The organism is Streptomyces griseosporeus, from assembly GCF_014656055.1.
Taxonomy (GTDB): Bacteria; Actinomycetota; Actinomycetes; order Streptomycetales; family Streptomycetaceae; genus Streptomyces; species Streptomyces griseosporeus.
This window is the reverse complement of record NZ_BNBR01000007.1, coordinates 50,371-65,064: the sequence shown is the minus strand read 5'-3', so window position 1 is coordinate 65,064 and position 14,694 is coordinate 50,371. Positions and strand designations below refer to the sequence as shown.

At 73.0% G+C, this 14,694-nt stretch carries 13 protein-coding genes; 3 read left to right on the top strand and 10 right to left on the bottom strand.

Translation table 11 applies throughout. The features are described 5' to 3' along the window. Positions 1 to 12: 12 nt before the first annotated feature. From IE308_RS29470 to IE308_RS29445, 6 genes are all read right to left on the bottom strand, one after another. Positions 13 to 864: a S1 family peptidase gene (locus tag IE308_RS29470; protein WP_190220261.1), complete on the bottom strand. Its 852-nt coding sequence runs from the start codon at positions 862 to 864 to the stop codon at positions 13 to 15. Positions 865 to 1,009: 145 nt separating this feature from the next. Further along, positions 1,010 to 1,792 (bottom strand): DUF1684 domain-containing protein, encoded by a 783-nt coding sequence (locus IE308_RS29465; RefSeq protein WP_190220260.1) that lies wholly within the window; start codon positions 1,790 to 1,792, stop codon positions 1,010 to 1,012. Positions 1,793 to 1,812: 20 nt separating this feature from the next. Then, positions 1,813 to 2,922 carry an LLM class oxidoreductase gene (locus IE308_RS29460; RefSeq protein ID WP_308440133.1) on the bottom strand — a complete coding sequence of 370 codons (1,110 nt, stop codon included), beginning with the start codon at positions 2,920 to 2,922 and terminating at the stop codon, positions 1,813 to 1,815. 20 nt (positions 2,923 to 2,942) lie between these two features. Next, positions 2,943 to 3,704 (bottom strand): amino acid ABC transporter ATP-binding protein, encoded by a 762-nt coding sequence (locus IE308_RS29455; protein ID WP_308440132.1) that lies wholly within the window; start codon positions 3,702 to 3,704, stop codon positions 2,943 to 2,945. 39 nt (positions 3,705 to 3,743) lie between these two features. Beyond that, the gene (locus IE308_RS29450) at positions 3,744 to 5,498 is read right to left on the bottom strand and encodes an FAD/NAD(P)-binding protein (protein WP_190220258.1); all 1,755 of its coding nucleotides are present in this window, start codon (positions 5,496 to 5,498) and stop codon (positions 3,744 to 3,746) included. Beyond that, positions 5,495 to 6,352 (bottom strand): amino acid ABC transporter permease, encoded by an 858-nt coding sequence (locus IE308_RS29445; RefSeq protein ID WP_190220257.1) that lies wholly within the window; start codon positions 6,350 to 6,352, stop codon positions 5,495 to 5,497. Before IE308_RS29445 ends, IE308_RS29450 begins: the two co-directional genes overlap by 4 nt. A 445-nt stretch (positions 6,353 to 6,797) precedes the next feature. On the opposite strand from IE308_RS29445, the gene IE308_RS29440 reads away from it, so the two are divergent. Beyond that, the gene (locus IE308_RS29440) at positions 6,798 to 7,751 is read left to right on the top strand and encodes an ABC transporter substrate-binding protein (RefSeq protein ID WP_190220256.1); all 954 of its coding nucleotides are present in this window, start codon (positions 6,798 to 6,800) and stop codon (positions 7,749 to 7,751) included. A gap of 21 nt (positions 7,752 to 7,772) precedes the next feature. Here the strand turns inward: IE308_RS29440 and IE308_RS29435 are convergent, their stop codons facing one another. Next, positions 7,773 to 8,951, bottom strand: coding sequence for a DUF5685 family protein (locus IE308_RS29435; RefSeq protein WP_190220255.1), 1,179 nt, complete (start codon positions 8,949 to 8,951; stop codon positions 7,773 to 7,775). Between the two features lie 245 nt (positions 8,952 to 9,196). Between IE308_RS29435 and IE308_RS29430 the strand changes: the two genes are divergently transcribed. Then, positions 9,197 to 9,634: a cell division protein SepF gene (locus IE308_RS29430; protein ID WP_110627163.1), complete on the top strand. Its 438-nt coding sequence runs from the start codon at positions 9,197 to 9,199 to the stop codon at positions 9,632 to 9,634. Between the two features lie 39 nt (positions 9,635 to 9,673). Here IE308_RS29430 and IE308_RS29425 read toward each other — a convergent pair whose 3' ends face one another. Both IE308_RS29425 and IE308_RS29420 read right to left on the bottom strand, forming a co-directional pair. Further along, positions 9,674 to 10,864: an acyl-CoA dehydrogenase family protein gene (locus IE308_RS29425; protein ID WP_190220254.1), complete on the bottom strand. Its 1,191-nt coding sequence runs from the start codon at positions 10,862 to 10,864 to the stop codon at positions 9,674 to 9,676. A 260-nt stretch (positions 10,865 to 11,124) separates the two neighbouring features. Beyond that, positions 11,125 to 12,738 (bottom strand): MFS transporter, encoded by a 1,614-nt coding sequence (locus tag IE308_RS29420; RefSeq protein WP_190220253.1) that lies wholly within the window; start codon positions 12,736 to 12,738, stop codon positions 11,125 to 11,127. A 437-nt stretch (positions 12,739 to 13,175) separates the two neighbouring features. Between IE308_RS29420 and IE308_RS29415 the strand changes: the two genes are divergently transcribed. Then, on the top strand, positions 13,176 to 14,207 hold the full coding sequence (locus IE308_RS29415) for a phosphatase PAP2 family protein (protein WP_190220252.1): 1,032 nt from the start codon (positions 13,176 to 13,178) through the stop codon (positions 14,205 to 14,207). Between the two features lie 123 nt (positions 14,208 to 14,330). Here the strand turns inward: IE308_RS29415 and IE308_RS29410 are convergent, their stop codons facing one another. Further along, positions 14,331 to 14,549 (bottom strand): I78 family peptidase inhibitor, encoded by a 219-nt coding sequence (locus IE308_RS29410; protein ID WP_110627167.1) that lies wholly within the window; start codon positions 14,547 to 14,549, stop codon positions 14,331 to 14,333. Positions 14,550 to 14,694: the final 145 nt, after the last annotated feature.

Sequence of the window (14,694 nt, the reverse complement as noted above, 5' to 3'; positions counted from 1 at the left end):
GCTGGGCGGGGGTCAGTAGATGCTCACGCCGTAGGCGCTGAGCGCCTCGGTCACCGGCTGGAAGAAGGTCGTACCGCCGGACTTGCAGTCACCGCTGCCGCCGGAGGTGAGACCGAGCGCCTTGGTGCCGTCGTAGAGCGGTCCGCCGGAGTCGCCGGGCTCGGCGCAGACCGTGGTCTGGATCAGGCCGCTGACGGTGCCGCCGCCCTGGTAGCGGACGGAGACGTCGAGCGCGGTGACGGTGCCGCCGTGGGTGCCGGTGGTGGAGCCGGTGCGCTTGACGTTCTCGCCGACGTAGGCGTTGGCGGCGGTGTAGCCGCCCGGGTGGCTGAGGGCGGTGTTGTCGTAGCGGACCAGGGCGTAGTCGTCGCCGGGGAAGCTGTAGCCGGTGGTGGGGCCGACGAGGGTGTTGTGCGCCTGGTCGGTGTACCAGGTCTTGACCGACTTGCCGCAGTGGCCGGCGGTGAGGAAGTAGTACGTGCCGCCCTTGACCACGTTGAAGCCGAGCGAACAGCGGTACTGGCCGCCGTAGATGGCGTCGCCGGCGGAGAGCAGCGGCGTGAAGACGCCCGCGGCGCGCTCGACGCGGACCGCGCCCGCGTCGGCGCCGGCGGCCTTCTTCAGGCGGGCGATCCCGGCCTGCGACACCGTGCTGTCCGCGGTCACGACGACCTGCCCGGAGGCCCGGTCGACGTACCAGGCGGTGCCGTCGACCGCGGCGGCGGCCACGGCGTCGGACAGTTGGGCGAGCCGGGCCCCGCTGCGGGCGGGCGCGTCGGCCGCGCCGGCGCTCGGCGCGCCGGCCAGACCGGCGGCGAGGAGAGCGGCGGCGACGGCGAGCAGTCGGGTGCGCTTGGTTCTCACGGTTCCTCCTCATGGGAAGCGGATGGCCCGGGGGTGGCGGGCCGGTGAGACGGCAGCGGGGGGTGGCGTGTTCCTGACAGGTACGAAGAGCGAGGATGACGCCGGTCCGCCCCGGGCACAAGAGGCCCGGGACGGACGGTTCCGCTCAGCGCAGGGTCCGCTCCCCCGCCTCCACCGCCACGTCGAGGGTGTTGCCCGGGGGCGGGAAGGGGCAGATGAAGTGGTCCGCGAAGGCGCAGGGCGGCAGTTGGGCGCGGTTGAGGTCGACCGTCGTACGGCCCTCGGCGTCCGGCGCGGCCGGGTACAGGAACCGGAACCGGTAGCTGCTCGTGCCGCTGGTGGCGTCGGCGAACACGGCCCACAGCGAGCCGTCCTCCTGCCGGGCCACCTGGAGGGTCAGCTCCCGTCCGTCCAGCGTGAACGCCAGCTCCCCGGCGAGCCCGAGGCCGCGCTCGCGCCCGTCGGCGTTGGCCACGCGTACGGTGCGTTCGGCGTCGTACGGCGTGAAGCGCCCCGGCACCGACCAGCGCGCGTCGTACGGCGTGGCGTCGATGCCGCGGAAGGCGCGGCGCACCCCGGCGTCCGGGTCGAAGTCCCGTACGCCCCAGACGCCTTCGCGGACCAGGACGACCAGCCGGCGCTCACCGAGGGCGACGCGGGCGGCGGCGGGCGGGCCGGAGTCCGCCGTGAGCCGCGCCTCGCCGGTGAAGGGCCGCCCGTCCAGGGTGAGACCGTCGGCCTCGGCGGCGGTGAGCACCACCGCGTCGCCGTCCGCCCGCCACGTTCCCGGGATGGCCGGAATTCGACCGTCCGGATAGTCGTCGAGCCAGTGGGTGCCGGTGAGGGCGAGCGGCCCGTAGGGGGCCGACACCGCCTCCTCGCGGTGCGCGTGCCACTGCTTCCACGCGTCGGATGGGTCCGTCGTCATGCGGTCGTCCCTTTCGTCGTTCAGGTGAGGGCTCTGGGGCGGGCGAGCCCCAGGTGGTCGCGGAGCGTGCCGCCGGGATAGAAGGTGCAGAACAGCGCGCGGTGCTGGAGCAGCGCGACGGTACCGTTCACCAGCCGTTCCAGGTCGCGGCGCGGGTCGACGGGCGTGAGGTGGAAGCCGTCGACGGCGCCCTCCGCGTGCCAGGAGGCGATCAGTTCGGCGAGGTCGACGGGGCCGCCGCGGTACAGCGGGCCTCGCGGGGTCGGCCGGGGTCCGCCGCCGCCGTGGCCACGCTCGGCGGCGTACTCGCCGTCCAGGTCGACCAGCAGGGTCGCGAGCACCCGCAGGCCGTCCGGGTCCCGCCCGGACTCGGCGGCCAGCGCGCGCAGTTCGGCCCGTAAGCCGGCGGCCTGCGCGGGCCCGGAGGCCGGGACCAGCACCACGTCGGCACACCGGGCTGCCGCGTCCGGGGCGCCGGTGGCCCCGGCGACGCGCACGGGCCGGGCGCCGGACACCGGCTCCCGGGTGGCCGCGCCCTCCGCCGCGCGGGGCGCCGGCTCACTCCACCATCCGCCCCGCCCCCGGCTCACGCGGTCGAGTTCCGCTACGGCCTCAGGGACCCCGGTCCGGAAAACCCCGGTCCCCGGGACTCCGGCCTCCGGGACCCCGGCCTCGGAAACCCCGATCCCCGGAACCCCGGTCCCCGGAACCCGGGCCCCCGGGACCCCGGACTCCAGGGCCACGGTCCCCGGTGCCCCGGGCTCCAGGCCCCCGGTCCCCGGTGCCCCGGGCTCCAGGCCCCCGGTCCCCCGGACCCCGTCCGGCCAACCCGACCCGGTCATCCCGCCCGATCCGGTCAACCCGCCTGATCCGGTCAACCCGCCCGATCCGATCAACCCGCCGGATCCTGTCGGCCCGTCCGCCCCGCCCGGCAGCGCCGGTACGAGTCCCACGCGCTCGGTGGCCGCCGCCACCGCGGGCAGCGCGGCGAGCACGCCGGGGCCCGCGGGGGCGGCCGGGTCCCCGAACGTCACGAAGTCCAGCCCGCCCCGCTCGGCGAGCCGCACCGCCGCCACCAGGGCATCGGCGTCGCGCTCGTCCGGCCGGCCGACGGCGGCGGCGAGATGCAGCAGCCCCGGCATACCGGCGCTCACAGCACCTTCGACAGGAAGGCCCGGGTCCGCTCGTGCCGCGGCCGGTCCAGCACCTCGGCGGGCGGCCCCTGTTCGACGATGCGGCCGTCGTCCATGAAGACGACGGTGTCGGCGACCTCGCGCGCGAACCCGATCTCATGGGTGACGACGATCATCGTGGTGCCCTGGTGGGCCAGGTCCTTGATGACGTCGAGGACCTCGCCGACCAGCTCGGGGTCGAGCGCTGAGGTCGGCTCGTCGAACAGGAGCAGCTTCGGCTCCAGCGCGAGCGCCCGCGCGATGGCGACCCGCTGCTGCTGCCCGCCGGACAGCTGCCGCGGGTAGGCGTCGGCCTTGTCCGCGAGCCCGACCCGCTCCAGCAGCCGCCGGGCCGTGGCGACGGCCTGGTCGCGGGGTCGTTTCAGCGCGGCGACGGGGGCCTCGATGACGTTCTCCAGCACGGTCAGGTGCGGGAACAGGTTGAAGTTCTGGAAGACGAAGCCGATCCGGGTGCGCTGCTTGAGCACCTCCCGTTCGGGCAGCTCGTGCAGTTTGTCGCCGCTGCGCCGGTAGCCGATCAGGGCGCCGTCGACGCTGATCGCCCCGCGGTCGACCTTCTCCAGGTGGTTGATGGTGCGCAGCAGCGTGGACTTGCCGGAGCCGGAGGGGCCGAGGACGACGGTGACCTCTCCGGTGCGGACCTGCAGATCGATGCCCTTGAGGACGTCGAGCGGTCCGAAGCTCTTGTGGACGGACCTGATGTCGACCATGACACTCATCGTGGGATTCCTTGGGGTGTTGTCCGGTGTCGGAGGGGTTCAGGCGGCGGCGCTCAGGGCGAGCGACCGCAGGAAGGCCAGCGCGGCCCGCGCGGTCGCGTCGTTCTGCCGGAACGCGGGCCCGCCGGTGCGCGGCCGGGTGAACGCGCCAGGGGTACGGCCGTCGGTGTAGGGGCCGAGGGCGAAGCGGCGCGGGTGCGGCCGGCCGGCGGTGTCGAGGACGCGGCCGTCGGCGGGGTCGGTGCGCAGCAGCCCGTCGGGGGTCTCGGCGGCCCCGTCGGCGTGCAGGCGGCGCAGCAGCGTGTCCCGGGCGCGTCCGACGGTGGGTTCGGGCAACCGCGCCTCGACCAGCGCGCGGGCCTCGACGGCGTGACCGGGCACGGTGGGGCTGGTGGCGCGGAACACCCCGTCGGCGGCGGTGACGGTCATGTCGGCGCCGACGAACCGCAGCAGTCCCGCCCGGGACAGCGCCCGCATCTGCCGCAGCCGGGGCGCGGGCGGCCCCGAGGCCAGGTAGCTGAAGAAGCCGTGCCACCAGGGCCCGAGGTTCCCGAGCCGGACCAGCTGGCCGTAGACCGACAGCAGGCCCAGGAACACCGCGAGGTCCTGGCTGTACGACGGATCGTTTCGCCGGTCCAGGTCGGCGTCGATGTAGGCGCGCAGGCCCTCCTGGAACGCGTCGTGGCTCGCGTACCGGACCCCGTCCAGCGGACGGTCAAGCGCGGCGAGGTCGAGCCGGTCGCGCGGGTCGGGCACGGCGGCGGCGACCAGGGCGGCCAGGTCGGCGCCGCTGCCGGCGGCGTACTTCTCCTCGAAGTCGGGCCAGGGCAGCGCGGTCCGCTCGGGGTGGGCGGTGAACAGCCGGTGGTAGTGCGCGAAGCCCAGTTCCTTCTCCACGAGCGGCCACACGTCCCGCCGGAAGTCGAACCCCTCGGGTCTGGCGAGGAGTTCCGCGGTCTGCGCGGGACCGAGGAAGCGCGGCAGCGGCGGGCGCTCGCCGGTCCAGTCGTAGCCGATCTTCGCGTGGTACGGCACTCCGCGCCGCGATCCGACGTACAGCACCGGCTCCCGCCCCGAGGGGAGGTAGGTGTCGCCGTCGTACCGCCCGCCCCGTCCCTCGGTGAGCAGCACCATGAGGTCGACGAAGGCGAGCCCGAAGCCGCGGACCAGGACCGGCTCGCCGGCCGGGAGCGCGCCGAGGTCGCTGTCGGCGGTGAAGTCGGGCGGCAGATGGACCAGGCCGTGCGCGCGGGCGTACGCCGCGAGGGACCGCTGCTCGGCGTCGGGTTCGGCGTCGAGGTGGCCGAGGGCGAGCACGACCAGGTCGGCGAGGAGGGGCCGGTCGCGGCCCTCCAGCCATACCTGCTGCCGGCCCTCGCGGGGCCCGCCGACGCGCACGGCGCGGTGCGGGTGGTGGTGGACGGCGATGCCGGGCGGCAGCGCGGCCAGCGCCTGCTCGTGCACCCAGCGCAGGTAGTCGCCCTGCAGCCGGCGGTCGGCGAAGGTGCGGCCCGCGATGCCGGCCCATTCGTGCAGGGTGGGGCCGGGGCGTACGGGGCCGGCCATGTCGACCGTCTCGTCGGTGAACATGGTGACGTCCTCGGCGTGCGAGTTCATCCACAGCAGCGGGGACTGGTCGGCCCGCCAGATGCGTCCGGCGCCCGGCGGGTGCGGGTCGACGAGGTGCACGTCGAGTCCGGAACCGGCGTACAGCTCGGGCGCGTTGGCGGCGATCCGCTCCAGGAGGCCGGTGCCGCGCGGTCCGGCGCCGACGATCACCAGGGAGGGCCTCATCGGGTCCGCTCCGCCCCGCGCGCGTACCGCTTCTCCAGGTAGTGCTGGCCGACGCTGAGCACGGAGGTGACGACGGTGTACCAGACGGTGGCGACCATCAGCAGCGGGATCACCTGGTAGGTGCGGTGGTAGACCAACTGCACGGAGAACAGCAGGTCGTTGACGGCGATGACGCTGACGATGGAGGTGCCCTTGAGGGTGCCGATCAGCATGTTGCCGGCGGGCGGCACGATGGCGCGCATGGCCTGCGGCAGCACGATCCGCCGCCAGCGCCGCCACCGGCTCAGCCCGAGCGCCTGCGCTGCCTCGATCTGGCCGCGGTCGACGGAGAGGATGCCGCCGCGCACCACCTCGGCGGCGTAGGCGGCCTCGTGCAGGGTGAGGCCGATGATCGCGACGGTGACCGGGCCGAGCAGGTCGACCGTCTTCACGCCGAGGACCGTCGGGTAGAGCGCCCCGATGTTGAACCACAGCAGCAGCTGCACCAGGATCGGGATGGACCGGAACAGCCAGACGTATCCCCAGCTCACGCCGCGCAGCACGGGGTTGGCGGAGAGGCGGGCCGCGGCGAGCAGGGTGCCGAGGGCGAAGCCGAGGGCCATCACCACGGCCGTCAGCCACAGGGTGAGCCACAGTCCGCGCAGCACGGAGTCGGTGGTGAAGTATGCGGCGACGACGTCCCACTGGAACGCCTCGTTGCGCAGCACGGAGGTGACGGCGAGGGCGAGCAGGGCGAGGACGACGACGGCCGCCGCCCACTGGCCGTAGCGGCGCTGCGGGACGATCCGGGGCACGTCGGCCGGGCCGGATGTGCCGGGTGCGGCGGGGAGTTTGGTGAGGGTGTCGGATGACATGCGAAGACTCCGTGACGCGTCGGAAGTCGAACACGGGTGGGTGCCTTCACACGGGGCGCCGCCGGGCGGCGCGGTACGGCCGAGCCCCTCAGCAGGGCCGTCCGTCGACTCTACGGGTCCGTTCGCCGTCGCTGTCAAGGCTGTCCGCACTGTGAGCCGTACGTCTCAACTCGGTTGACGCGAAACCGGAGAGCTGTTCCACTTGGCCCATGCATCCGCATCAGTGGCTGGTCACGCGCTCCCACATCGACTTCGGTCGAGTGTGGTCCTGTTCCTGTTGAGCTGACCCCCTGAGCGCCCCGCCGCCCGGTCCGGGCAGGCGCCGCTGCACGCTTTCCCGCGTTCTTCCCGCACGCCGTCCCGCGTGCCCGCCTTCACACGCGCACCCCTCCCCTCGCGCTTCGCCGTTCCCTGACTTCTTGCTGCTCACAGGAGACCGCACACCATGCGTACGTCCACACGGACCCGCTTGAGGCATTTCGCGCCTTTTGCCCTGATCACCTCGGCTGCCCTGTTCCTCAGTGCGTGCGGCTCCGGCGCCGACGGCGCCACCGGCACCGCCGGCGCGGCGGCCGCCGCCGACGAGGTCCCCACCACGGACGTCGTCTCCGGCATCGCGAAGGACGAGGCCGCGGCGAAGCTGCTGCCCGCGGGCGTCAGGCAGGTCACCGTCGCGGTCAGCGTCGGCGGTACCCCGCCCGGCACCACCTACCTCGCCGACGGCAAGACGCTCACCGGCCAGGACGTCGACTTCACCTACGCGGTGGCGAAGGTGCTCGGCCTGAAGGTCAAGGTCGAGCAGGCGAGTTTCGAGGCGATCCTGCCGGCCCTGGACAGCGGCAAGTACGACGTCGGCGCCAGCAACTTCGGGGTGACCGACGAGCGGCGCCGGACCATCGACTTCGTCACCTACATCAACGACGGCCAGGGCTTCGCCACCCGCAAGGACAGCGAGCTGTCCAAGGTGACGGAGCTGACGCAGTTGTGCGGGCTGAACGTCGCCACCGGCGCCGGCACCACCTTCGAGGCGACGCTGGAGAAGAACGCGCACGTCTGCGCCGACGCCGGCAAGAAGCCGTACAAGGTGCAGACATACAGCGAACAGGGCGCCGTCTGGTCCTCCCTCCAGCAGGGCCGCAGCGACGTCGTGATGTCCACCATCAACGGCCTGCGGTACGCCGTCGCCCATCAGCCCGGCGTGAGGTTCCTCAACGAGTTCCACCGCCTGGACGTCGGCTTCGCCTTCAAGAAGGGCACGCCGCTGGCGCCCGCGTTCCGGGCGGCGGTGGACAAGCTGATCGCGGACGGCACGTACGCGCGGATCCTGAAGAAGTGGGGCACGACGGCCTCCGCCCTCACCCGGTCGGAGATCTCACCGCCGGAGCTGAAGACGCCCTAGAGGCACTGGGGTCTCGCACGGTCAGCAGTCACAGCACGAGCAGCACTCACAGCACTCGCAGCAGGAGCAGGCCTCGCAGCAGGAGCAGTCGCAGCTCCCGCAGTCGCTGCACCACCCCTCCCGCTTCTTCCGCGACCACGGCCCCTCGAACTCGTCGGCACAGCACACCTTGCAGGTGCAGCACAGCCCGAGCGCGGCCGCGCACCCGGCCCAGAAGCCCCGCTTGCCGGGGTGCTGCGGCGGCTGCGCGCCGAAGGGGTTGTTCGCGTCGTAGGGGTGCTGCGGCGGCGCGTAGGGCCCCTGCGGCGGGCCGAACGCACCCTCCGGTCGCGCGTGTCCGCAGGACTCGGTGCCGAACGCCCGGTCCACCGACCGGCGCAGTTCGTGGACGAGGAGCAGATGGGCGAGCTTCGCGTCGGTGAACTCGACGTCCTTCAGGGCGAGCCGGATGCCGTGCAGGGCGTCGTCGGCGAGGCGGCGGGCCTCGGCGCGCGAGGTACCGGTGGCGGTCAGCGGGTTCCACGCGCCGGACGCGGCGTCGGCGGCCTGGTCCTCCACGGCGTCGAGGAGATGCGCGAGGCGGCCGAACAGGCGCCCGGCCTCGGCGAGCGGCACGGCGTTGCCGGGCCGGCCGGCGAGGACCGCGGTGTGCGCGAAGGCCGCCGCGGTGGCCGTCTCGGTGGGTTCGGTGACGGTGAGGAGCGGCGTGCCGGGCCCGGCCAGCGCCTCCAGGCCGACCTGCCGGTCGACGGCGTCGACGAGGACGGCGGTGTCGAAGCCGACGGCCGTACCGCCGCGCTCCCCTGCGCGTCCCCAGCTCGCGGCGACCCGGCGCGCGGCGCGGGCGACGGGCCGGCGGGCCAGCAGCCCGTCCCCGTCGGCGACGTGATCGCGCACCTTGGCCGAGGCGAGGACCAGCGACACGGCGGCCGCGAGGCGCGCGCCCTCACCGTCCGCGACGGACGCGGTGCGCATCCCGCGCAACGGGCACGGTCCCGCCGTACGCCGCCCGTCGGCGGACTTCCCGGCCTGAGCCTCCGTCAGAACCGAAATGAGCAGCCCGTCATAGTTCGTCACGATACGGGCGAATTGTCCGTGATCCTTGCGCAGGGCGAGACAGAGCCCGCACAGATGCGCCATCCACTGCGCGGCGAGCCCCTCACCGAGCCGGTGTCTGCATGGCCTGACGATTCCGAACACCACAACCCCCGTTCACCCGTACGCACCGCCCGTCACCCGGACGCCGTGAAGAATCATATTTCACTCACAGTCAGCAGCCGTTTGAGATACGACCCTTGGGAAACACGGCCTCTCGACGGATCCGCTGTGCACCAGTACCGTCACAAACCCCCCGCGCGGCGTCTATCCACTTGGCGCGCCATCCGCATCATGGATGACCATAGGGATGCGGAAAGCAAGAAAGACCGCTGTGAGAGGAGGCGTCCATGGGATCGGTGCGCAAGGCGAGTGCCTGGCTTGGCCTCGTCGACGACAACGATGACGAGCGTTACTACGACGACGACTACTCCGAGGGGACCGACTCCGGGGACGCCTGGGTCACCGACCCCCGGGTGAAGGTCGCCACGGACACGGCCGAGGAGAAGGGCCGCCGGATCGGCACGGTCACCCCGGACAGCTTCCGGGACGCCCGCGCGATCGGCGAGCTGTTCCGTGACGGCGTGCCGGTCATCATGAACCTCACGGCCATGGAGCCGGCCGACGCCAAGCGTGTCGTCGACTTCGCGGCGGGGCTCATCTTCGGCCTGCGCGGGTCCATCGACCGCGTCTCCAACCGGGTGTTCCTGCTGACCCCGGCCGACACGGAGATCATCAGCGGCGAGCCGGCCGCGCACCGCTCGGACGGCTTCTTCAACCAGAGCTGAGGCAGGGCCGCTCACCGGCCCCGCCCTGCTCGGGGTCCGTCACCGGAACGCGTCGAGTCCGGTGAGCGCCTTGCCCAGCACGAGCTGGTGCATCTCGACGGTGCCCTCGTAGGTGAGCACCGATTCGAGATTCGTCGCGTGCCGCATCACGGGGTATTCGAGCGAAATCCCGTTGGCGCCGAGGATCGTACGGGCCGTACGGCAGATCTCGATGGCCTCCCGTACGTTGTTGAGCTTGCCGAAGCTGACCTGCTCGGGACGCAGGCGGCCGGCGTCCATGCGCCGCCCGAGGTGATGGGCGAGCAGAATTCCCTTGTGCAGTTCCACCGCCATGTCGGCGAGTTTGGCCTGGGTGAGCTGGAAGCCGCCGATGGGCCTGCCGAACTGCTCCCGTGACTTCGCGTAGTCGACCGCGGCCTCGAAGCTGGCCCGCGCCGCCCCCATCGCACCCCAGACGATCCCGTACCGGGCGTGGGACAGACAGCTCAGCGGCCCGCGCAGGCCGGTCACCTCCGGCAGGACGGCGTCGGCGGGCAGCCGTACGTCGTCCAGGACCAGCTCGCTGGTGACGGAGGCGCGCAGGGACCACTTGTGCTTGATCTCGGGCGCGGAGAAGCCGGGGGTGCCGGTCGGTACGACGAAGCCGCGGATCCCCTCCTCGGTCTGCGCCCACACCACGGCCACCCCGGCGACGGACCCGTTGGTGATCCACATCTTGCGGCCGTTCAGCACCCAGTCGGAGCCGTCGCGCTTGGCGGAGGTCCGCATCGAGGCGGGGTCGGAGCCGTGGTCGGGCTCGGTCAGCCCGAAGCATCCGATGACCTCACCTGCGGCCATCCGCGGCAGCCAGGTCTGCTTCTGCTCCTCGCTGCCGAAGCGGTGGATGGCGTACATGGCGAGCGAGCCCTGCACCGAGACGAGGGACCGGATGCCCGAGTCGGCGGCCTCCAGCTCCAGACAGGCCAGCCCGTACTGCACGGCGGAGGCGCCGGCGCACCCGTACCCCTCCAGCGACATCCCGAGTGCCCCGATCGAGCCGAGCTCCCGGGCCAGCTCGCGGATGCCCGGCAGCTCGCCCTTCTCGTACCACTCGGCGACATACGGCAGCACCCGGTCCGCGGCCCACGCCCGCACGGTGTCCCGGACGGCGAGGTCCTCCGGGTCGAGCAGGTCGTCGATGCCGAGGGGGTCGGCGGGGTCGAACGGGGGCAACTTCGAGGACGCGGACATGGAACCCTCCGACACGCTTAAAACTAGCGCCGCTAGTTACGACGTCGGGGCCGACGTTACGGGGGCAGTGTCCCGCACGTCCAGTACGGAATCCGTGCACTTGGCCATGGGCGGAGAGGTGAAGCCGGCGGCGAGCACACGCCAGGGGGAGCCGCCGCGAAGCCCACGCACGGGCGGCCGCCGACGGCGGGCAAGCCCCACGGGCGACGTCCACCCCTCAACGGACAGTCATGGGCGGTGCGTGGGTGGGAGAGAAGACCTCACGCGGAGACGCGGGACCTCTCCACGCCCTCCACGTCCTCCACGCCGCGAGGCGCCGGCACGGACACCTCCGTGCACTGCATCACCCGCGGCAACCGCAGCGCGATCACCGCCCCCACCAGCAACAACCCCGCACTCACCAGCAGCGTCACATGCAGCCCGTGCACAAAGGACTCCCGCGCCGCCCGCCGCAGGGCAACCCCCGCCGGCCCGCCCAGCCGCCCGGACACCTCGTACGCCTCGCCCAGCGAATGCCCCGCCGCCCGCGCGTCCGCCGCCGGCACCCCCGGCACGGACGCCGGCCCGGGCGCGTACGCCGCGTTCATCACACTGCCCAGCAGCGCGATCCCGATCCCGGCCCCCAGCTGGTACGACGTCTCCCCGATCGCCGCCGCCCCGCCCGCCTGCTCGGCCGGCGCCTCGCTCAGCATCGACTCGTACGCCCCGAACAGCGTCGTCTCCAGCCCAAACCCGAGCAGCACGAACCCGAAGAGCAGCAGCCCCGGGTTGTCGGCACCGCCCATCGCCGTCAGCGTCACCACCGCCGCCGCGGTCAGGCAGAACCCGGCGCTCACCATCCGCCGCGGCCCGAACCGGCGCAGCAGCTGCGCCCCGGCGAGCCCCGCCGCCATCGCCGCGACGGTCAGCGGCAGCAGCCGCAGCCCGGTCTCCAGCGGCGACAGCCCGAGCACCAGCTGGAGGTACTGCGCCGCGATCAGCTCCAGCCCGACGAGCGCCAGCATCGCGAGCACGATGCACCCGACGGACGTGCCGAACACCGGCCGTGCGAACATCCGCAGGTCGACCAGCGGATGCCGGCGCCCGCGCTGCCGCCGTACGAACAGCACCAGCAGCACCGCGCCGGCCACGAGCGGCACCAGGGTGAGCAGGCTGACCACGGACGTGCCGCCGCCGAGCCGCTTCACCCCGAAGACCACCCCGAACAGCCCGCCCGCCGCCATCAGCGCGCCGACGACGTCCCACGGGCCCTCGCCGTCCCCGGTCGACTCGGGCAGCAGCAGCCGCCCCACCGGGAGGCTCACCAGCATCAGCGGGATGTTGACCAGGAAGACCGAGCCCCACCAGAAGTGTTCGAGGAGGAAGCCGCCGAGCAGCGGGCCGACCGCCGCGCCGACCGCGGCGACCGCGCTCCACACGCCGATCGCGAGCGCCCGCTCGCGCCGGTCGGGGAAGACCTGCCGCAGGATCGACAGCGTCGCCGGCATGATCATCGCGCCGCCCACGCCGAGCAGCGCCCGGGCCGTGATGAGGACCTGGGCGTTCGGCGCGAAGGCCGCGAGCGCGGAGGCGACGCCGAAGAGGCCGTAGCCGAGGAGCAGGATCCGTCTGCGGCCGACCTTGTCACCGAGCGTGCCGAAGAGGATCAGCAGCGCGGCGCAGACGAGCGGATAGGTGTCGACGATCCAGAGCAGCTCGATGGCGCCGGGCTTGAGGTCCTCGGTGACGGCGGGCACCGCCACGTGCAGCACGGTGGCGTCCACGGCGACCAGCAGCAGGCTGACGCACAGCACCACGAGGACGACCCAGCGGTTGGCACCGGCCCCGGCCGTCCGACGGCGCAGCGCGGCGGCGGCCGTGGTCGTCCCGGACATGTACGTACCTCCCAGATGATCCCTCGCCTCGCCGGCCAGGCGGCGTGCGGCACCGCCGTGGGGCGGGCGCGCGTGCGGGTGAGTCGTCAGCGTACGCGAGTCCGTGAAGCTCGGGGCTGAGCTGTCTTTTGCGCCACATCCACAGCCGTGTGACACGAGCCACACAGGGGCGGGGCCGGCGCGGCGGCGGACGGCGGGGGCGTGCCGGGACCCGCGGTGACCCGCGGTGCAATTCTCCCCGAGCCGTGGATGAACATATTCTGAAAGGCAGAACGCCCGACACGGCGGAGATGAAGCGGGTTTGAATTGCGCCGTGTACGAACCGGCAGGCCACCCCGCGAATAAACGCGAAACTGCGATCAATCCCACATCACGTGGTCATCACAAAGCCGCCGGTCGTGAGCGGCGCGCAGCTCACTCGCTGTAACGTCGATTGAGTGCGTACTGAACCAAAGGCGGGCCGCTGGGACTGGCTCTTCCACCGGCTGGACCGGGAGCCGCAGCGGCCGACCCATATCGACGTACCGCGCATGACGCGGCACAGGGCCGCGCTCTTCGGCGCGACCCTGGCCTTCTATCTGGCCATCGTGTGGCTCGTCGTGACGACCTCGTGGCTGGTCCGCCTGGACTGGCAGGTCATGTTCTTCCGGCCGTACCAGCAGTGGTCCCACATCCACGCGTTCGTCGACTACTACGTCGTGCTCGGCCAGCGCGGCCCCACCGCCGTGATGGTCGCGGCGTGGCTCGGCTGGCGGTCCTGGCGGCAGCACACGCTGCGCCCGCTGCTCACCCTCGGCGCCTCGCTGTTGCTGCTGAACCTCACGGTCGGCGCCGCGAAGATCGGCATGGGCCGCCTCGGCCCGCACTACGCGACCGTCATCGGCTCGAACGAGATGGGCATGGGCGGCGATATATTCCCCAGCGGCCACACCGCCAACGCGGTGGTGACCTGGGGAATCCTGGCGTATCTGGCCTCCACCCCGAGAGCCCGCCGCTGGCTGTCCGCGCTGTCCGCGGTGGTGGCGCTCGGCGTCGGCATGTCCACGGTCTACCTCGGTACGCACTGGCTGAGCGACGTCCTGCTCGGCTGGGCCGCGGGCCTGCTGATCCTGCTGGCCCTGCCGTGGGCCGAGCCGCTGATCGCCCGTGCCGAGGCCTGGATCCTCGACCTGCGCGACCGCAGGCGCGCCCGCACCACCGGCACGGTCCCGGCCCCGGCCGCCCCGGTCACGGCGCCGGTACGGCTCAAGCCGCGCCCGGCGGCCACCGCCCAGGACGAGACGGCCGCGGCGGCCCGCGACGCGCTCACCGCGGCCCGTGCCGCGCGCGCACCGGCCTATCTGGCCCCGGGCCCGCACACGGCCCGCTCGGAGCGCACCCCGGTCACCCCGGCCGGCAGCCGCCGCCCGCCGCACCCGGAGCGCCTGCCGCGCTCCACGGCGACCCGCCCCCTGACGAACGGCGGCTAGCCCGCCGGAGCGGTACGGCGGGGCCCAGTACGCACACACCGCGCCCCGCACCCGAAGGCCCCGGCCTCCCGACCTCACGGTCCGGGAGCCGGGGCCTTCGCCGTGCCCGTGGCGGCGCGGGGCTCAGCCCTTCCAGGCGCGGGTCACCCGGCCGTCCCGCACCTCGAAATTGAGCCGCCCGGCCCGGTACTCCATGGTGATGATCGCGCCCGGCGGCAGCGCGCGGACGGTCGTCCAGCCCCGCTCGCGGGCGCGCTGCTCGGCCAGCGCGGCGGGGAGGCCGACGTATCCGTCGGGGCTGTCCTGGGGCTCCGGCGGCGGAGTGGGAATGGTGGGTGACATAGCTCCCACGCTAGGCGGTGGCCTGAACTCGGGGAACCCCGATCGCGTGCGATGGATCACTCCGGTCACACTTCTGTCACAGGATCCCGACACGCGTTTCGGCCGTTCCGTGTCACGGGTGCGAGTGATTCTCTACGCCTTCCGC